Source organism: Paenibacillus sp. FSL R7-0652 (assembly GCF_038595045.1).
Classification (GTDB): domain Bacteria; phylum Bacillota; class Bacilli; order Paenibacillales; family Paenibacillaceae; genus Paenibacillus.
Genome location: NZ_CP152001.1, coordinates 4,201,913 through 4,222,004 on the forward strand (window position 1 = coordinate 4,201,913; position 20,092 = coordinate 4,222,004).

Here is a 20,092-nt window from a genome sequence, read left to right on the forward strand (position 1 = left end):
AAATGCGGAACAGCAGGTTCATGCAAAATGAAAAAGGCGGCTTTGTCTCCTACTGCCCGTAATATGCTTTTAGTCGTTCAACGATACCCAGCGGATTTTTCGTAAGATATTGTGAACTGAAATAGATGTCTCCACCGATTGATGGGTATTTCTCGTTATAGGTTAGCTGGTCAATAATTTCCTGAGAAGTCTGCCATCCAATCTCCGGCGTTCCCAGTTTATAAGGAGCATGGCCGATGTATAGTTTTACATTGGTATTCGCTACCTCATTGACCCACCAATCCACAACTTTGTCGTATCTCGCAGCGTTCAAAGTCATGCTCCAGTATACTTGAGGGGCAACATAGTCGATCCATCCCTGTTTGATCCAAGTCCTAACGTCAGCATTCATACTGTCGTATGCTGTGACACCTGCTTTGGTATCCGAACCGGTCAGATCATTGGCTTTGTTCCTCCAGACACCAAATGGACTGATACCATACTCTACATTTGCTTTTACTTGGTGAATGCTCTGTCCAAGCTGCTGCACAAACTGATTGATATTATCACGACGCCATGCCGCACGGTCTGTTGTGTTTAACGTGTTGTATGTTTTAAATGCTGCATCATCATTGAAAGTGACGTTGGATGGATAGAAGTAGTCGTCCAAATGTACACCATCCACTTTGTAATTATTCACAACTTCCATAATGGTATCGATAATATGCTGTCTGGCTTCCGGGATACCCGGATTAATGTATAATTTGCCCGATGCATTGACCATCCAGTCAGAATGAAGCTTGGAAACATGGTTTGCAGCCAGATTGGATGCTGCTGCCGAGTTTGTTCCGCGGAACGGATTAAACCAGGCATGAAATTCAAGCCCACGCTTATGTGCTTCCTCAATCATAAAAGCAAGCGGATCGTATCCCGGGTCTCTGCCCTGCGTTCCTGTCAGAACACTGTTCCACGGAACGAGACCTGAAGGATAGATTGCATCTGCATTTGCTCTGACCTGCACAAAAACTGCATTGATGCCCATGTCTTTTAATTGATCCAGTTGGCTCGTATACTCCTGCTTCTGTCTTTCGACATTGCCTTTCGCTCCAGAAGATGGCCAGTCACCGTTAACGGTTGATATCCATGCTCCGCGCATCTCATCCGCTGCAGGCTTTGCAGACCCTCCTGGTTCTGCAGGAGTCGCTGGTGCTGGTTCTGGTGTTGGCGTTGTTTCATTCCCAGTATACAGATCAATGGTCTGGGCGGCCTGGTTCCAGTTTACTTGAAGCCCTAAGTTTTCACTTACGAAACGAATCGGGACCATTACACGGCCCTGCTTTAATTGTACAGATGCGTCCAGATTAACCAAGTTGTTATCCACCGACGCTTGCTGGCGTCCACTCGTCATTGTAATAACCGAGTCTGATTTCTGAATCGTCACCGTTCGGTCTGCCTGAGACCATAACACAGAAGCCCCCAGCCCTTCACTGATAACTCGCAGCGGTACCATCGTTACGTTCACCTTCGGCAGGATGTAAGGTGATACATCGGATTCCAGACGCTGACCATCCAGAAAAATAGCAATTTCTTTCTTAGCGGCTGCCTGTGCAGTCAAACCCGCTGCTTGAAAAGCAAGTACAAAAATGAGTAGAAACAATAATCCTTTACGAAACTTCATCAATACAGCCCTCCAGCATCTTTAAAATTAGCGGTAAATTCTACTAGTTTAATAGACGCGCATTGAGCCCGTTTAGTTGCGAAAATGGCCAAAATGTTGAGTGAATTCAAAACAAAAATGCCTCTCGCCATCCATCGGCAAGAAGCATCTCTCTATTGTTAACCTTATGAAACCTTATAAATTCAACGCTCAAGAGTCCGTGTTACTCATGATTTCCTGAATGTTTTTGAGATCCTGCAGACGACTTTCATCCTGACGGAAATATTCCACCAAGGATTCAATGCAAGTGATGGAATCCCAGCTTAAATGATGTTCGATCCCTTCCACATCATTGTAAATATTTTCTTCCTGCACACCGATGGTAGTCAGAAACTGTTCGAGCAGATGATGGCGCTCCATCAACCGTTTACCCATCTTTTTGCCTTTAGGTGTAAGTACCAGCCCGCGGTACTTTTCATAAATCAGGTACTCGTCCTTGTCCAGCTTTTGGATCATCTTCGTCACGGATGAAGGATGTACTTCCAGTCCTTCAGCTATATCAGACACACGAGCATAGCCCTTTTCATCAATCAATTTGTATATACGCTCCAAATAGTCTTCCATACTGGGCGTTGGCATCTGCTTCCCTCTCTTCTCTCTGACCGGTGCTGCGCACCTGGTCCCTATCTTCTAATGATACATGTTATCAATACGCATTGGCAAGTCCTACCCACTCACAGGCGGAGTCATTCCGCAAGTAATTGGCAGGCGTGACTTTGCTTCCGCCGAGGCAAACTAAGCTTTAGTTTCGTATTGAAAGGAGTGATTCTGTGAGCACAAGCGTGGCCCAGCCCCCTGTTCGAAAGGCAAAGTGTACTAAACCCTTTATTCCCGATTTGGTCTATTTTGAACCCGGTGCATTGGAGTATGAAAAAGGCAAACGAATTATGGAATGGGTGACTTCTCAAAACATTCCTTATCAGATGACCACTTCTCACAATCGGATTACGAACCTGCCCGGGGAGACGGAGCAGGAGAAATATCGAATGGCCAAGCGAACCTTGGTTGTCGGCGTGCGCAAAACACTTAAATTTGACCAGTCCAAACCTTCCGCCGAATACGCCATTCCAATCTCGACCGGATGTATGGGACACTGCCATTATTGCTATCTTCAAACAACACTGGGCGCCAAGCCTTATGTTAGGGTATACGTAAATACGGAAGAGATCATCGAGGCTGCGAAAGGATACATTGAAGAACGCAAACCTGAAATCACCCGTTTTGAAGCAGCTTGTACGTCTGATCCTGTCGGTCTGGAGCATATCACTGAAAATCTCAGCGACCTCATCCGATTCATGGCTGATGAAGAGTATGGACGTCTTCGCTTCGTGACCAAATATCATCATGTTGACCCACTGCTGAAGCTGAAGCATAACGGTCATACCCGCATCAGATTTAGTGTAAACGCGGATTATGTTATCAAAAACTTCGAACCTGCGACTTCCCGCTTTGAGGAGCGAATCGAGGCTGCAGGCAAAATCGCCCATGCTGGCTACCCGCTTGGTTTCATTATCGCCCCGATTATCTGGTACGATGGCTGGCAGGAAGGCTATGCAGAACTGCTGCAAAAACTCGCGGATACACTCCCTGAAGAAGCAGTTAAAGACCTGACATTTGAAATGATCCAGCACCGTTTCACCAAAACGGCGAAAGCCACCATTGAGAAGCGATATCCCAAAACAAAGCTGGAGATGGATATTGAAAAACGAAAGATGAAATGGGGCCGTTGGGGTCAATACAAATATGTATACAAAGACGATCAGCAGGACGCCCTGCGCGAATTTATTACAGAACGTATTTTTGAGCATTTCCCATTAGCCAATATTGATTATTTCACTTAAAATCCATAAGCGCTTCAGCCATTGTTTAAAAAGTAACCCAAAGTTATGATTGTCTCCATACTTGACTCGCTGCACGTCCAGATTAAAAAGCAGGTCGCATATTCCAGAATTATTCTGGTTTATGCAGCCTGCTTTTCATTTGATTGGTCATTCATCGTGGAAAACTGATAGTTATAAAGGCATGATATACGTTAGATGATCATCCACTGCGGTGTAATTTGCTGCAGCCAAATGGTGATTTTGGTCATCTGATCGGTGAACAGCAGGATGCCCATTAGCAGCATTAAGGCTCCACCAATCTTCATCATGATATTAGAATATCGCAAAATCCAGCGTGTGGAACCAATGAAGAAGGCCAGCACGAAGAAAGGCAAAGCAAATCCTACCGTGTAACCCGTGATCAATGTCAGCCATGCTGCGGGCTCGCTGGCCGCCATTGCAATAATGGCAGTCAGAATAGGTCCGATACAAGGCGACCAGCCTGCCGAGAAGCCAATTCCAAATATAAAAGAACCTAGATACCCGGCTGGTTTCCATTTCATGTCCAGCTTTCGCTCTCTCATCAAAAACTGCGGTTTGAAAATACCAAGCAAAAACAAGCCCATAAGCATAATCAAAATCGCCGATAACTGACGTATCAAATCACGATTATCATTGAAAAACTGTCCGAATAACCCGGCACCAAGACCAAGCGAATAGAATACAGCAGAGAAGCCGAGAATAAACGCCAGTGTATGCGTTAACGTCTTGAAGCGTACTTCGCGCTGATTACGATCATCCTTCAACTGCTGCACGGTCATTCCCGTGATATATGAAAGGTATGAAGGATACAGCGGAAGACAGCATGGTGATATAAAAGAAGCGAGGCCGGCAGCGAAAGCCAGCCATACATTAACATCAGGCATGAAGCAATGTCTCCCTTCCTTGTGCTCACTTGCTCGTTAATCGTTAGAACATCAGGCTCGGAACCCTTTTTTGGCAATCATCGTTAGAATCAGCATCGTGATCAGCAGCAGTACAATCGTCGCTCCCGGCGCCAAATTCCAAATTCCTGCTGTAACCAATCCAAGCACGACGGCAATCTCTCCAATCACGACGGACAGGATAATGGCCGATTTGAAGCTTCGAGCCATAAGCAGGCTGACAGCTACAGGAATGGTTAGTAATGCGGATACGAGCAGAGCACCCACGATCTTGATTGCCGTACTGATTACCAGTGCTGTCATCACCGTGATTAACATGTTCAGCATTTTTACAGGCAGTCCGGTCACCGCAGCTGCATCTTCCTCAAAACTGAGCAGGAAAAACTCCTTATGTAAAAAGGCAACTACAATCACAACAATTAATGTCACGATTCCGACCAGTTTCAGATCCGCTGCGTCCAGCGTGTAGATGCTGCCGAACAAATAACTCATAACATCCGCGTTATATCCTTTCCCCAACGTAAAAAACAGGGAAGCTAGCGCTACACCACCGGACATAATAATAGCAATGGACAATTCCGCATAGCTTTTATATGCCTTACGAAGCTTTTCAATGGCAAAAGACGCGAGTACCGCAAAAATCAAACCTACACCGATCGGGTACACTTCAATCAGAAAACCAAGCGCTACTCCTGCGATTGTTACATGGGACAAGGTATCTCCGATCATCGACAATCTCCGCAGCACAAGAAAAAGTCCGATCAGCGGAGCGGTAATGCCGATGAGCAGCCCACCTGCAAGTGCACGCTGAAAAAAATCACTCCATAATATTTCCAAAACAAACACGACTCCTTCGGCCTGGTTAATCTAATGGCCCACAAACATAACTAGCGTACCTGCGCGGTAGTATGCTGCAGGTTAGTCTCTGCACAATCCTCTATCTCATGTGAATGACGCACATGGAAATGAATCTTGCCATTCGTGAGGGCAGCTTCAGCGCCCAAATAACTCTCCATACGATCCATATCATGAGACACCATCAGGAATGTCATGCGATGATGTTCATGCATGTGGGTGATCAGTTCAAAAAAACTGGCTTGTGACTCCGCGTCAATTCCAACGGTGGGTTCATCAAGAATCAATAGATCCGGGTGATTAATCAGGGCACGAGCCAAAAAAACACGCTGCTGCTGGCCACCGGACAGTTGTCCAATGCGTTTGTTCGCAATATCCTCAATCCGCATCACCTGCATCGCATCGATGCACTGCTGCTGCCCTTGACGTGAAATCCGGCGAAACATATTTTTGTTGTTATATAATCCGGACATGACAACTTCACGAACGGTCGCTGGAAACAGCGGGTTAAATGCGTTTTTTTGCGGTACGTACCCGATCCGGTTCCAATCCTTGAATTTGCGAATCGACTGTCCAAACAGCTTGATGTCTCCCTGTGCAGGAGGCAGCAGTCCTACCAGCATACGAAGCAGTGTAGTTTTTCCCGCTCCGTTTGAACCGATAATACCTACAAAATCCCGCTGCTGAACCATAAAATTGAGATTTTCAATCACCCGCTGGTCCCCGTAGGAAAAAGACAAATTCTCGATCTCGATAATCGGATCATGACATAATGGCATGATTTGCTGCATGGCAAAGCCGCCCTTCATAATAAATAAAAATACGTAAACATCCTGCTTAACATTCCAAAAGTCTTCGCTGACGGAACAGCAAAGACTTCTGGAGGTTAACCTTCATTCTTCTTATTTTAATGCGATCAGCAGATTTTGCAAATTTTTCTGCATCAGGGTGAAATAATCATCTTTATTGTTCACCTGTTCCTGTGTCAAACCCTCCACCGGGTTTAACACCATCGTTTCAACTCCTGCTTCACTGGCAAGGGTCTTGGCTAATTTATCCGACACAAGCTCTTCGAAGAAAATGTACTTGATGCCTTCATCTTTTACCAGTTTAGACAGTTTAACAATGTCCTGCCCTGTCGGTTCTGCATCTGGGGAAAGCCCCATGATGGAATGCTGCTTCAAACCATAGTCACGTGCAAGGTACCCGAACGCTTGGTGTGACACCACAATTTCTTTGTTGGGTACGGATGCCAATTCACTCGTGAAACGCTGATCAAGTGCCTCGAGCTTGGTGCGAAGCTCTTCGTAACGCTGCTCATAACCTGCTTTGTGTGCAGGATCGACTTCCACCAGGCTCTTCTTGATATTCTCCGCCATAATCATCGCTGATTTGGGGCTAACCCATGTATGAGGATCAATATGATGGTCAGCTGCCTGCGCATCACTGCCGCTCTCGTCTGCATGATCGTCGGCATGTTCATCCGCATGCTCTTCTCCATGCCCATGGCCATCGTCCCCTTCTGCTGTGAGCAGCTTGACGCCCTCACTGACTGCCACTGATTTCACCTTTGAATCACTGTTCAGCGACTTCAGAAAGTTCGGTACCCATCCTTCCAGACCTGCCCCATTGTACAGGAAAAGCTGTGCCTTGGATGTATTCACAATGTCTTGACTCTTCGGCGTCCAGTCATGCGGTTCTACTCCTGTAGGCAGTAGATTGATAACATTGGCATCTTCTCCGCCAATCGCCGCAGTGAATGCGTATACCGGGTAAAATGTCGTTACCACATTAACTTTGCCTTCCACAATTTTGGCTGCATTGTCGCTGTTCTGTCCACATGCGGATAATACCAGCAAACTAAGTATAAGCAGACTGCTCCAAAGCAGCTTCATTGTATTTCGTTTGCCAGGTTGGCCGGATCGATCCAATCGGACCTGTCTTTCCTTTTTAATGAATGTCATATATAATTCACTCCACATCACTTAATCGTAATCATTACTGAAAGAATTATAGGTAACATGTTCTGACTTGTCAAGACTCATACTCTACTATTCTTTCCTGATGACTGGAGTTCATAACAGTATATGCTTGTTCTCTTGACAGTAATCCTGTTTTGGAGCATAAAAAAGCAGTCCGAATCACTTCGGACCACCCTTGTATCGAATTTGTGACAATCTCCGTACGATTGATCACCTTTGTTCATTTGTCTTCTTGTGCATTACATTGTTTATTTCACCTGTGCGCCGTTCGGCATTGCGTCCGGTACAGATGCAAGTGTAAGCTGATCTCCGTGAGAGGCGGCCAAAATCATACCTTGGGACAGTTCACCGCGCAGCTTCACGGGCTTGAGATTTGTCACACAGATGACTTTACGTCCAACCATCTCTTCTGGCGTATAAAACTTCGCGATCCCTGATACCACCTGACGCTGCTCATAACCAAGATCCAGCTGCAGCTTGAGCAGCTTATCTGCCTTTTTCACCGGCTCACAAGCGATGACTTGAGCAACGCGCAGTTCAACTTTGGCAAAATCGTCAATACCGATCTCTTCTGTGCCTTCAGGTGCACTTACAGGTTCAGCTGCTGCAGGAGCTGCGGACACTGCTTCTGTCTGGCCCGCATCAGACTGTGCCGCCTTTTGCCCACCTGTCATCGCTTCAGAGATATAAGCGATTTCCTGCTCCACATCGAGACGCGGGAAGATCGGATCGCCTTTATGCAGCGCATTTCCCTCAGGAATCATTCCCCACTGCTTCGCTGCATCCCAAGCCGTAAGTTCCCCTTCCTGAATACCCAGCTGCTCCCAGATTTTGCGCGGCGCACGAGTCAAGAACGGCTGCAGCAGAATAGAAGCAATGCGCAGACTTTCGATCAAGTGGGACATCACAGATGCCAGCTCATCACGCTTGGCTTCATCGCGAGCCAGAGCCCATGGTTGAGTCTCGTCGATATATTTGTTGCTGCGGCTGACAAATTGGCTAATGGCCGTAAGCGCTACAGAGAACTGCAAGTTTTCCATCGCCTGCTCCACTTTTTCCACCGTTGCATGGCCCGCTTCTTCAAGCGAAGCATCAAACTCCGTCACATTGGCAGCAAAAGCAGGAGCTTTACCTTCGAAGTATTTATCCACCATTGCCACAGTACGGTTCAGCAGATTGCCCAGGTCGTTAGCCAGATCGGAATTTACACGCTCTACAAAGCTTTCCGGTGTGAATGTCCCGTCCGAACCAAACGGTACTTCACGCAGTAAATAATACCGGAGAGAATCCAGACCATAACGATCGATCAGAGTTACCGGGTCCACTACGTTTCCCTTGGACTTGGACATTTTGCCGTCTTTCATGAGCAGCCAGCCGTGTGCGAACACTTTTTTCGGCAGCGGAAGATTGAGTGCCATCAGCATGATTGGCCAGTAGATCGTATGGAAACGAACAATCTCTTTTCCTACTAGATGAACATCCGCCGGCCAGAACTTGTCGTACAGTGAAGCATCGGAAGAACCGTAGCCAAGTGCTGTAATGTAGTTGGACAGTGCATCAATCCACACGTACACGACATGTTTTGGGTCGCCTTTAACCTTGACACCCCATTCGAATGTAGTTCGCGATACCGCCAAATCTTCAAGACCTGGCTTGATAAAGTTGTTAATCATTTCGTTTTTGCGAGATTCCGGCTGAATAAAACCTGGATTCTCTTCATAGTACTGCAGCAGACGGTCAGCGTATTTACTCATGCGCAGGAAGTATGATTCTTCTTTGACCAGTTCCACCGGATGGCCGCTATCTGGGCTTTTAGCCGCGATAATCTCGCCTTGTTCATTCTTTTCTACATCCACCAGCTGTGTTTCAGTGTAATAGGTTTCATCCGGGATGCTGTACCAGCCTTCGTACTCGCCCTTGTAAATATCCCCCTGCTTCAGCAAACGATCAAAGATTTCCTGTACAACTGTTTTGTGACGCTCGTCGGTTGTCCGAATGAAATCATCATTGGAGATGTCCAGCTTGTTCCACAGGTCTTTGATCCCTGCAACAATCTCGTCAACAAAGGCTTGTGGAGACAAACCTTTCTCCTGAGCTTTGCGTTCAATCTTCTGACCATGTTCGTCAGTCCCTGTCAGATAACGTACCTCATATCCGCGCAGACGTTTGTAACGAGACATGGCATCTCCCGCTACCGTTGTATACGCGTGCCCGATATGCAGCTTGTCGCTTGGATAATAAATCGGTGTCGTCAAATAAAATGTTTTTTGATCCGTCATGAATGACTTCTCCTCCTTCAAATGGTGTGAAATGGCTTAAAATGTGCGAATGGGTACATGTTCTTCTTCTGCAAATGAACACAAAAAAACCCCCGCCCCTATGGGACGAGAGTATCTCTCACGTGTTACCACCCAAATTCCCCGCATTTTTCGCAAAACACAGGCTCTTCCGGTCCTTCGACCGCCCATTAACGCTGGATCACGCCTCAGTCTTACGACAACAGCGACTAGATGCTGTATGCACGCTCGAAAGAGGTTCCTCCGGGACCATCTTCCATCCTCCTCCCAGACCGGTTCTCAGCTAATCCGGCTCTCTGCACTGGGGGTGTGTCTGTACTTATCCCTTCACTGGAAAATCATATACCAAAAATATACTGAAATACTGCCCTTGTTGTCAAGTACAGTGCCGAACAGAGCCTCGCTTCTTTACTCCGGGTTACCTGTACCTTATAGAGCAGCTGCATAACTTCCAGCTCGTCCCGTTCCGTTACTGTTCCGGAACGACCATATTATTTTCAGACTTGGGCGGCACCAGATCTACACCGCCTGGATGAAACGGATGGCATTTCGCAATGCGTTTGGCAGCCAGATAAGAGCCTTTAAGTGCACCATGGACTTCAATAGCCTCCATCGCATACGCCGAGCATGTAGGATAAAAACGGCATGTTGGCGGCTTCAACGGCGAAATGTAATTGCGGTACACCCGAATAGGAGCCTGCATGATTTTTCGCGAAAGCTTCATCTTCAGTTCTTCCCGTGACTGTGCGCATGATGTGCAGCAGCCTTCTTGGCTGGAGCATGTTCAGCACAATCTTTACAGTATCCGAACACCTCAAACTTGTGATCCACGACCTGAAACTGCTCAGGAGCATCAGCAAGCTGCATCGGACAAAAAACGATGGGGTATGTCTTCTGGCACTTCAGGCAGATCATGTGATGATGATGATGGTCTTCGCTGCAGTGAGCTTTGAATTTAACACCATCTTCAAAGATAACCTGCTCCAGTACGCCCAATTCCTGCATTACCCGCAAGTTGCGGTATACCGTATCAAAGCTTAATCCGCTGTAAGTCTTACCCATATATTCGTAGACGTCCTTAGGTGTAAGATACCCTGGAGATTCGGCAAATAACCGCGCAAGTGTTTTGCGCTGATCGGTTATACGAAGCCCCTGTGAGGACATGGTAGTTATAATTTCTTCCGTTGACAGCATGATTTAAAGCACCTCCTGTCATACAAGCCTTTTGCATTGTTCATCATGCGACCATCTTTCGGCAAAAGCTGGTGCTTCCGCGCTATTGGTATACCTCTAATAATGCATGAAATGAAGATCAGAGTCAACGCAGGCTTACTCAGCCCAAGCGTTTACACATTGTATTTAAATGAGAAAGGACCCCATTTTCATGGAGTCCTCTCTTGACGGTTCAGAAGATGGTGTCTTTCAGGTGACTTTTGGGGTGAACGGGTATATATAATATAAGCTTTCACTCCAAACCGTACATGTTTGATTCGTTAAAGTATTACTTCTCAGCCGGAAGCGGTGTAAACAGAAGGTTAACCGGCAAGTTGCTTCCTGGTGCAGCAGAGAAAACAATCGTCACACTCTCACCGTAAGTGCCTGTACGGTATAGAACACCTTGTTCATTCGGTGCACTCAGGGATCTGCTGTCATTGGAGAGCTGTACCAGTTGACCATTCACCAGTGCTGAACCATAATATTTACCTCCACGAGGATTAAACGAAATCAGCGTCCGCGGAGCAACGTTGTTCAGGGTAATTTTGTATAGTACACCGAAGTTGCCCGCATTAGAAGCAATTGTGAAGGCCATCGGATCAGTACCGTCGAGATTCGGATCACTTCCATTATCTCCTAATGGAAGACGTGCAGGCTTCTTACCAACTTCCTGATCGTACGTGATGATACGAGTGGCATTAGGATACGTACCACGGTTATGAACTCCGTCACGATCCAGAACAGGAAGTGTGGACAATACCGCCATCGGGTCCTTGTTTTCTTCAATCATGACAATGTTATAGTCAAGGGTGTAGTCACTGAAAGCGTCCGAGTACAGAGAGATAACCTGTCCTTCTTTCATCGGAGTAGCGTTCAGTTCCGTCAAAATCAGTTTGCTTTCTCCAGGCTGGATGTATACTTTCTTCTGATCTGCTCCAATCTGCATGGATTTGAACCATTTATCAATGGACAATTTACCTGCTACGGTAGCAAATGGCGTTGGTCCAGCAAAGCCCATATTTTGCTGTTCGAATACAGCTGTATATTCATTGTTATTTGTTGCAATTACATACATTTTCACTCTTTTTCCCGTATTGTTGACATGGTGAATCATGAAACGTGTCTGTCCAATGGATGATTCCTTATAAACGATACCTTCCTGGTTAACGGTTTCAGGGCTGTTGCTGCGGATGAGCAAGCTTGGCTCGTCTGAATACGTAAATGCCAATTTCTCCATAGCAGGCACTTCACCGCCGTTAAACACAAACTTGTCGCCTACAGGTGTAAACAATTGATTGAAATCGGACTGCGTGTATAACGTCTCATTTGTAATTATAATGGTTTTGGTGATCGTATTACTCAAACCATGTTTATCTGTAACAGTAAGGGATACAGTCTTTGGTCCTGGTACGAAGAATGCCAGGGCATTATTATCCCACTCTCTTTTTTCAATCGCATTCTCATCATCTGTACTCTGATCAATATAAGTGATTTTTTCACCCATTTTGTATTCTTCTTTGTCCGTTGTAAACATCGCTACCGGTGGAAGGTTAGGCTGCTCTACTTTGATGGTGAGCGTATATGGGTCACTCCACTGACCGCTCGAATCCTGAACGGAATAGGTTACTGTATAAACGCCTGGTTGTTCAAAGGCATCCTCACGTCCTGTCCAGCGCTCATCCACAATCGGGAGGCCGCTAGGTGAGCTGCTCTTTGTTGTGTAGGTTACCGGGTCCCCTGCAAAAACTTCTTTTTGCACGGTGAAGCTGGCTACCGGCTTCGTATTGAGCTTCAGCACAACTGTTTTGGCAGACTGATTGACAGTATACGTGATGTTCAACGCTTGTGTGATGGAAGTCAGTGGAATCATGAACGTATTTTTTTCCTGGTATGCAGGACCTTTCATCGTTCTTGATTCCCCATTGACGGTGTACACCTTGCTGTTGGTTTTGAAGCGAAGTTCATCCGAACCGCTGATGATAATGGTTTCTTTCGTCGTATTATCATATTTTACAGTGTAGCCAACCCGGTCTACCAGAGCACGGATAGCTACATTAGACACACCATTTTTTACTGCCATAGGCTGTCCAGCCAAATACGTTTTTCCATCCTGAACCATTTTATTGCTGTTCATGTACAGTGTCAGGTCTCCGCCCGATTTTCCTCCTGCGGATGCAGCGCCTGCTGCTGGCTGCTCCACTTCAACAGGTACCGGTGGTGTTGTCGCTTCACCTGTTCCCTGTTCTTCGTCTGTACCAGCCTCTGGGTCAACCGGTACAGCTTCTGTTCCAGAAGGAGCTGTTGTTTCAGGCTTCGTCTCTATCGTGTTTTCATTATTGACGGGTTGTGTGCTGCTGGATGAAGTGTTAGCTGACTCGCTCGCCGTTCCTGATTTTACTTCCGACTCGGCGATCGGCTGTTCTTTCTTCACAACCTCAACCGATTTTACTTTTGCAGTATTCACTGGCGTTTGTTCGCTTGATTCGGCTGCTTGAGCGTTTGCAGGAATTACTGCAAAGGCTTGAAACACAGCAAAAGCGGTAAGTATGGATAATTTCTTCTTCAAATTCATTCTTAGTCTTTGGCTCCTTCTGCTCCCATTATTAATATCCCCTCTAAAAGTCATATGATTAGACGCTAAGAAACGGGAAAAGTTGCTAAAAAAAATGAAACAGAATTGTAAACTTTTAATAGAAGTGAAAAACTATGAAAATAGTTATCTGTTAATATGAACATGCTGCATGGTTTTACAGAGGTACAGCAGGTTAAAAGTTAAAAGCAGCCCTCACGAAACAAGTTCGTAAAAGCTGCTTGGTTACAATAGATATATTTATTTTCCTGAACAAGTCAAGTCTGCTGTATCCGTACGCCCCTGCTCAATCAAGCGATATGCTCGTTCAACTTCTTCTTCGGTTGGTGAAGGAACACCATCCAGCGGATAAACTTTACCCAGCGCCTCCCATTTGTAAATTCCCATTTGATGATAAGGAAGAATTTCAAATTTCTCCACCCCGTTCAGCGTACCGATAAAGCGGCCAAGATTCAACAAATCTTCTTCCTGATCATGAATACCAGGTACATAGACATGTCTGATCCACATTTTTCGCCCATTGTCAGATAACCATCTTGCTGTCTTTAACGTACGTTCATTGGATTTCCCCGTCAGCTTGATGTGTTTCTCGTCATCAATATGCTTTAGATCGAGTAATACTAAGTCTGTATGATCAAGTAAGTCATGAATGCGATCCGGTTCATTGAAGCCGTTGCTGTCCAGCGTAGTGTGAAGTCCCCAGCGGCGTTTTACTTCCTTGAATACTTCTGCGACAAAATGGGCCTGCAGCGTAGGCTCACCGCCAGAGATAGTGAGTCCGCCACCAGAGCTTCGGTAGTAAGACAGGTACGGCTGGATTTCAGCCAGTACCTCCTCCAGTGTCATCTCTTTACCGCCGTCCAGTGCCCAAGTGTCAGGGTTGTGACAGTACTGACATTTGAGCAGGCATCCTTGCATAAAAAGCACGAAGCGGATGCCGGGGCCGTCAACCGTCCCGAAAGTTTCGAGTGAATGAATATGTCCGTTAACCATGCTGCCTCTTCCTTTCTATTCGCATCCGCTATGCGCCTGCTTTTTATGATGATTCGAAATCCCTCTCTGGATTACAGAAAAGTGAGTTACATTGAACCGTGGAATGTACGGTTAATGACATCCAGCTGCTGCTCACGTGTCAGTTTAATAAAGTTAACTGCGTAACCCGACACCCGTATAGTTAATTGCGGATATTGTTCCGGGTGGTCCATCGCATCGATCAGCTGCTGACGATCAAATACGTTTACGTTTAAGTGATGCGCATTTTGACCGAAATATCCATCCATCATCGCTGTCAGATTGGATTTCCGAACTGCATCTTCTTTACCCAGTGCTTTAGGCACGATGGAGAAGGTGTTGGAAATACCGTCAAGGCTGTGTTCATACGGCAGTTTAGCTACAGATCCGAGGGATGCCAGTGCACCTTTTTTGTCCCGACCATGCATTGGGTTTGCCCCTGGTGCAAACGGCTCGCCTGCTTTACGTCCATCTGGTGTGGTTCCTGTTTTCTTACCATAAACTACGTTGGAAGTAATCGTCAGTACGGATTGTGTTGGCATCGCATTGCGGTATGCTTTGTGCTTGCGAATCATGCCCATGAAGCTTTCTACCAATTCTACAGCAATGCTGTCAACACTGTCATCGTTGTTGCCGTAACAAGGGAATTCACCTTCGATTTCAAAATCAACGGCAATGCCCTGTTCGTTGCGGATCGGTTTAACTTTGGCATATTTAATTGCACTGAGTGAGTCAGCTGCGACCGAGAGTCCAGCGATACCGCAGGCCATTGTACGCAGAATATCACGATCATGAAGCGCCATTTCAATCCGTTCGTAGCTGTATTTATCATGCATGTAGTGAATAACGTTAAGAGTATTCATGTACAGTTTTGCCAGCCACTCCATCATCGGTTTGAAACGTTTCATGACTTCATTGTAATCGAGTACTTCACTTGTGATGGCAGGATACTCCGGTCCAACCTGTGCTCCAGATTTTTCGTCACGTCCACCGTTGATCGCATACAGCAGTGCTTTCGCCAAGTTGGCACGCGCTCCGAAGAACTGCATTTGTTTACCGATTTTCATTGCGGATACACAGCAGGCAATACCGTAATCATCGCCATAGATTGGACGCATCAGATCATCATTCTCATACTGGATGGAGCTGGTTTCAATAGATACTTTACTGCAGTAATCTTTGAAGGCTTCAGGCAGCTTCGTGGACCACAGTACAGTCAAGTTTGGCTCTGGAGCAGGTCCCAGGTTATGCAGCGTGTGCAGGAAGCGGAAGCTGTTTTTGGTTACGCGTGTTTCACCGTTCATAGACATCCCGCCGATGGACTCGGTCACCCAAGTTGGGTCACCGCTGAACAATTCATTGTAATCCGGCGTGCGCAGGAATTTAACAATCCGCAGTTTCATCACAAAGTGGTCAACCAGTTCTTGAGCCTGTTCTTCAGTCAGAATGCCTTCTTGCAAGTCACGTTCAATGTAGATATCCAAGAAAGAAGATACGCGTCCAAGAGACATCGCTGCACCGTTTTGCTCTTTAATTGCTGCAAGGTAACCGAAGTACAGCCACTGAAACGCTTCTTTAGCCGTTGTTGCTGGCAAAGAAATATCGAAGCCATGCATCTCGCCCAGTTGTTTCAGTTCCTGCAGTGCACGAATCTGTTCGGACAATTCTTCCCGCAGACGAATGACATCTTCATCAATGACGTCTACTTCCAGCGCGTTGAGTTCGCCTTTTTTGTTACGAATGAGGAAATCTACACCGTACAAAGCAACCCGGCGATAATCACCGATAATCCGGCCACGGCCGTAAGCATCCGGCAAACCTGTGATAATACCCGCTTTACGTGCTGCACGCATCTCGGCAGTGTAAGCATCAAATACACCTTGGTTATGCGTTTTACGAATGTTTGTAAATATATCAATGACACCTTGAGGCATTTCGAAGCCGTATGCTTCACATGCATCAATCATCATGCGAATTCCGCCGAATGGCTGAATGGAACGTTTGAATGGAGCGTCTGTCTGAACACCAACGATCTGCTCTTTGGACTGATCCAGGTAACCCGGCTGGTGGGATGTAATTGTAGAAGGTGTATTCACATCCACATCAAGCACGCCACCATTATCGCGTTCTTTTTTGGTCAGATCCGATACAATATCCCACAGTTCTTTTGTGTTTTGAGTAGCACCTGCGAGGAAAGATTCATCCCCGTAGTATGGAGACAGGTTATGTCCCAGAAAATCATTCACATCTACAGTTTTTGTCCATGTTCCTTTGGTAAAGTTTCTCCAGCCTGTTTGTTGTTTAACATCTTTTTCGATCACCGACATCGTAATCCCTCCGCTAATTTGGATTTCTGGACACTTCACATCATTGCAAAAACAAATCATCGTGAGTCCAGAGCCGCGATTTATGTGAATTGTTTCACATGAGCCGGAACACGTTCTCTCTACTGGGGAACCGGAACCGCGGAATGAATGTTTTTCTTACATTTTCAGTATACGTCCTGTTGGTTTCATCATCTGTGATTTTTGTCACAAAGCAAGCAATGTATGTCACTCCAGTTGGGGGTGTCTTATTGCACGACACGAGGGCTGTTCACACTTAACCACTCCGCGGGCAGAACAACTTCAGATCGCTGTTATCCCCGGATTTTTTCCATTCACTTTTCCAAAGTGAAAATCCGGTGATAAGCGTATGCTTCCGATGCAGCTTTCTTTCAGAAAGCTTTCAAGCGAACGCTCTGCTTCTTCCGTTTCTTCTGCCCGCTCCGTTATCGTGTGAACCTCTATTGTGCAAACAGCCACCCCCTCTTCCGTTCCTACCATTTGGGGAACCATTGCTCCGCTATGCTTGGAGCAACTAAGGGCTTGAATGAAGTTCCTGAAAAACGGACGCTTTGCTCCTCCGTTTTTCTGCCATTTCCGCTTGCCCACCTCTCCTTTCTCACCCCCTTTCCTTTTTCTTTATTAGCTCTTTCCACATGGATACGGCAATGGGGGCTCCCCAATACGGGGAACCCTGAATCAATTGCCTCAACTCTATGCGTCTTATTCAAATTTGCCGTAGAAAGCGTTGCGGTATACATCAGCCAGCTCAGTGACCAGCGGCAGTTTTGGATTCGCTGTTGTACATTGGTCTTCGAAGGCACGGTCAGCCAAGTAATCTACACGCGATTCGAAGTCTTTGGCGTCAAATCCGATTTCCTGGAACGATTCTTCGATGCCCAGTTTTTTGTTCAGATCGCGAATCGCTTTGATCAAGCTGTTTACGCCTTCTTCGGTTGTACGTGCCGGCAATCCGAGAATACGTGCAATTTCGGCGTAACGTTCATCAGCTACAAAGTGCGAATATTTCGGGAACGATGCAAATTTCGTTGGTTTTTTCGCATTGTAACGAATAACGTGCGGCAATAAGATCGCATTGGTGCGTCCATGTGCAGTATGGTACTGACCGCCCCATTTGTGCGCCAAACTGTGGTTAATGCCCAGGAACGCGTTGGCAAAGGCCATACCGGCAATCGTCGAAGCATTATGCATTTTCTCGCGTGCCAGTTTATCACCCTGCAGCGACGATTGTTCCAGGTATTGGAACACCAGCTGGATCGCTTTAATCGCCAGACCATCTGTATAGTCATTCGCCATGACGGATACGTATGCTTCAATCGCGTGAGTCAGTACGTCCATGCCGGTATCGGCTACTGCGGTTCTTGGCAAGCTGTATACGAATTCTGGGTCAACAATCGCTACGTCTGGTGTCAATTCATAGTCAGCCAGCGGATACTTGGTATTGCCGTGCTCTTTATCCGTAATTACCGCAAACGATGTAACTTCAGAACCTGTACCTGATGTTGTTGGAATAGCTACAAATTTTGCTTTCGATCCGAGTCTTGGATATTTGTAGATCCGTTTACGAATATCCATGAATTTTTGTTTCAGGTTGTTAAAGTCGGTATCTGGGTACTCATAGAACAACCACATCGCTTTGGCAGCATCCATCGGTGATCCGCCGCCGAGCGCGATAATGCAGTCCGGCTGGAAGCGTTCCATCATTGCTTTACCGCGATCTACTGTTGTTGTTGACGGGTCAGGCTCAACTTCAGAGAAAACTTCAATCGCAACCGGTGTCTGACGTTGACGCAGATAATGCTCTACTTTTTCCACATATCCGAGTTTGACCATCATCGCATCTGTAATAATCGCTACACGGGTAATGTCCGGCATTTTGGCAAGGTATTGGGTTGCCCCTTTTTCGAAGTATACTTTGTTCGGCACTTTGAACCACTGCATATTCACGGTACGACGAGCCACCCTTTTCACGTTGATTAAGTTTACAGCCGTTACGTTAGAAGATGTTGAGTTACGTCCGTACGATCCACAACCCAGAGTCAGTGATGGCATATTCGTATTGTAGATATCTCCGATTGCACCATGTGTTGAAGGTGAGTTCACGATAATCCGTCCGGTTTGCAGGCGATCCGCAAACTGGTTGATCACTTCTTCATTGTTCGAGTGAATCACGGAGGAGTGACCCATTCCGCCAAAAGCAACCACTTCTGCTGCACGCTCAATACCATCTTTTGCGGTTTTTACTTTGTAACATGCCAGCACCGGACTCAGTTTCTCTGCGGACAATGGGAATTTGGTGCCCACACCTTCAATCTCGGCTACCAGAATTTTAGTGCCTGCCGGTACTTCAATGCCGCACATTTTGGCAATGTTCACAGCGGACTGACCTACAATGGTCGGGTTAACTGCACATTTCTCTGCGTTGATCGCACCTGCCGTCAATTTGGCGGCTTCGTCTTTGTTTACAAAGTAACAGCCATTCGTAATCATTTTCTTTTTCACTTGATCGAAGATCGGTTCTTCAATAATAACCGCTTGTTCGGAAGCACAGATCATACCATTGTCAAAAGACTTCGACAGAATCAAATCCGTTACCGCCTGGTTGATATCTGCACTTTTTTCAATAAAGCAAGGTACGTTACCCGGTCCTACGCCCAGCGCCGGTTTACCACAGCTGTATGCTGCACGCACCATGGCTGATCCGCCTGTCGCAAGGATGAGAGCCACGTCATTGTGATTCATCAGTGCGTTGGTACGATCCATGGACGGATCATCAATCCATTGGATACAGTCGGCTGGAGCGCCGTTTTTCACAGCAGCTTCAAGCAGAATTCTGGCTGCCTCGCGGCTGCATTTCTGTGCTGAAGGGTGGAAACCAAAGATAATCGGGTTACGTGTTTTAATCGCAATCAGTGCTTTAAACATCGTGGTGGATGTCGGGTTGGTTACAGGCGTGATCCCCATGATAATACCAACCGGCTCCGCAATTTTCTGGAAGCTGTCGTACTCATTGTCTTCAATAACGCCTACTGTTTTTTCGTATTTAATGCTGTTATAAACATACTCTGTAGCGAATATATTTTTAATAATTTTATCTTCATACACACCGCGTCCTGTTTCTTCTACGGCCATCTTGGCGAGCATCATATGTTTATCCAGTCCCGCAAGCGCCATAGCCTGCACAATCCGGTCAATTTGTTCCTGATCCATGGACATGAATGCTGCATGTGCTTTGTTTGCTTTGTCAATTAACGTTTGAATATACTGACCTGCTGTCGGTTCTTTTGTTGGGGCGACTTCATTCTTTACAGCCATCTCCCTCATCCTCCTAAAGGTT

The 20,092-nt window shown here is 46.4% G+C and carries 15 protein-coding genes; 1 reads left to right on the top strand and 14 read right to left on the bottom strand.

Features of this window, described 5'->3' with window-relative positions:
• Positions 1-49: 49 nt before the first annotated feature.
• Positions 50-1,657: a family 10 glycosylhydrolase gene (locus MKY97_RS18680; protein WP_342551809.1), complete on the bottom strand. Its 1,608-nt coding sequence runs from the start codon at positions 1,655-1,657 to the stop codon at positions 50-52.
• Positions 1,658-1,846: 189 nt separating this feature from the next.
• The gene (gene mntR, locus MKY97_RS18685; protein ID WP_090922556.1) at positions 1,847-2,275 is read right to left on the bottom strand and encodes a transcriptional regulator MntR; all 429 of its coding nucleotides are present in this window, start codon (positions 2,273-2,275) and stop codon (positions 1,847-1,849) included.
• 191 nt (positions 2,276-2,466) lie between these two features.
• Here mntR and splB point away from each other — a divergent pair, with 191 nt between their 5' ends.
• Positions 2,467-3,537: a spore photoproduct lyase gene (splB, locus tag MKY97_RS18690; protein WP_342551810.1), complete on the top strand. Its 1,071-nt coding sequence runs from the start codon at positions 2,467-2,469 to the stop codon at positions 3,535-3,537.
• 191 nt (positions 3,538-3,728) lie between these two features.
• Here the strand turns inward: splB and MKY97_RS18695 are convergent, their stop codons facing one another.
• From MKY97_RS18695 to adhE, 12 genes are all read right to left on the bottom strand, one after another.
• Positions 3,729-4,442: a cytochrome c biogenesis protein CcdA gene (locus tag MKY97_RS18695; RefSeq protein WP_342551811.1), complete on the bottom strand. Its 714-nt coding sequence runs from the start codon at positions 4,440-4,442 to the stop codon at positions 3,729-3,731.
• A gap of 51 nt (positions 4,443-4,493) precedes the next feature.
• A complete protein-coding gene (locus MKY97_RS18700; protein ID WP_342551812.1) occupies positions 4,494-5,297 on the bottom strand; it encodes a metal ABC transporter permease in 804 nt (267 codons plus the stop codon).
• 50 nt (positions 5,298-5,347) lie between these two features.
• A complete protein-coding gene (locus tag MKY97_RS18705; protein ID WP_342551813.1) occupies positions 5,348-6,106 on the bottom strand; it encodes a metal ABC transporter ATP-binding protein in 759 nt (252 codons plus the stop codon).
• Positions 6,107-6,217: 111 nt separating this feature from the next.
• Positions 6,218-7,210: a metal ABC transporter substrate-binding protein gene (locus tag MKY97_RS18710; RefSeq protein ID WP_342556386.1), complete on the bottom strand. Its 993-nt coding sequence runs from the start codon at positions 7,208-7,210 to the stop codon at positions 6,218-6,220.
• Positions 7,211-7,545: 335 nt separating this feature from the next.
• Positions 7,546-9,597: a methionine--tRNA ligase gene (metG, locus tag MKY97_RS18715; RefSeq protein WP_342551814.1), complete on the bottom strand. Its 2,052-nt coding sequence runs from the start codon at positions 9,595-9,597 to the stop codon at positions 7,546-7,548.
• Positions 9,598-10,063: 466 nt separating this feature from the next.
• Positions 10,064-10,318, bottom strand: a complete 255-nt coding sequence (gene yidD / locus MKY97_RS18720) for a membrane protein insertion efficiency factor YidD (protein WP_342551815.1) — start codon at positions 10,316-10,318, stop codon at positions 10,064-10,066.
• A gap of 2 nt (positions 10,319-10,320) precedes the next feature.
• Entirely contained in the window at positions 10,321-10,788 is a 468-nt protein-coding gene (locus MKY97_RS18725; protein ID WP_342551816.1) for a Fur family transcriptional regulator, read from the bottom strand.
• A 307-nt stretch (positions 10,789-11,095) separates the two neighbouring features.
• The gene (locus MKY97_RS18730) at positions 11,096-13,381 is read right to left on the bottom strand and encodes a stalk domain-containing protein (protein ID WP_342551817.1); all 2,286 of its coding nucleotides are present in this window, start codon (positions 13,379-13,381) and stop codon (positions 11,096-11,098) included.
• Positions 13,382-13,639: 258 nt separating this feature from the next.
• A complete protein-coding gene (gene pflA, locus MKY97_RS18735; protein ID WP_342551818.1) occupies positions 13,640-14,392 on the bottom strand; it encodes a pyruvate formate-lyase-activating protein in 753 nt (250 codons plus the stop codon).
• 86 nt (positions 14,393-14,478) lie between these two features.
• Positions 14,479-16,737, bottom strand: a complete 2,259-nt coding sequence (gene pflB / locus MKY97_RS18740; protein ID WP_342551819.1) for a formate C-acetyltransferase — start codon at positions 16,735-16,737, stop codon at positions 14,479-14,481.
• 300 nt (positions 16,738-17,037) lie between these two features.
• Positions 17,038-17,343, bottom strand: coding sequence for a hypothetical protein (locus MKY97_RS18745; protein ID WP_342551820.1), 306 nt, complete (start codon positions 17,341-17,343; stop codon positions 17,038-17,040).
• A 114-nt stretch (positions 17,344-17,457) separates the two neighbouring features.
• Positions 17,458-20,070 carry a bifunctional acetaldehyde-CoA/alcohol dehydrogenase gene (gene adhE / locus MKY97_RS18750; RefSeq protein ID WP_342551821.1) on the bottom strand — a complete coding sequence of 871 codons (2,613 nt, stop codon included), beginning with the start codon at positions 20,068-20,070 and terminating at the stop codon, positions 17,458-17,460.
• Between the last annotated feature and the right edge of the window lie 22 nt (positions 20,071-20,092).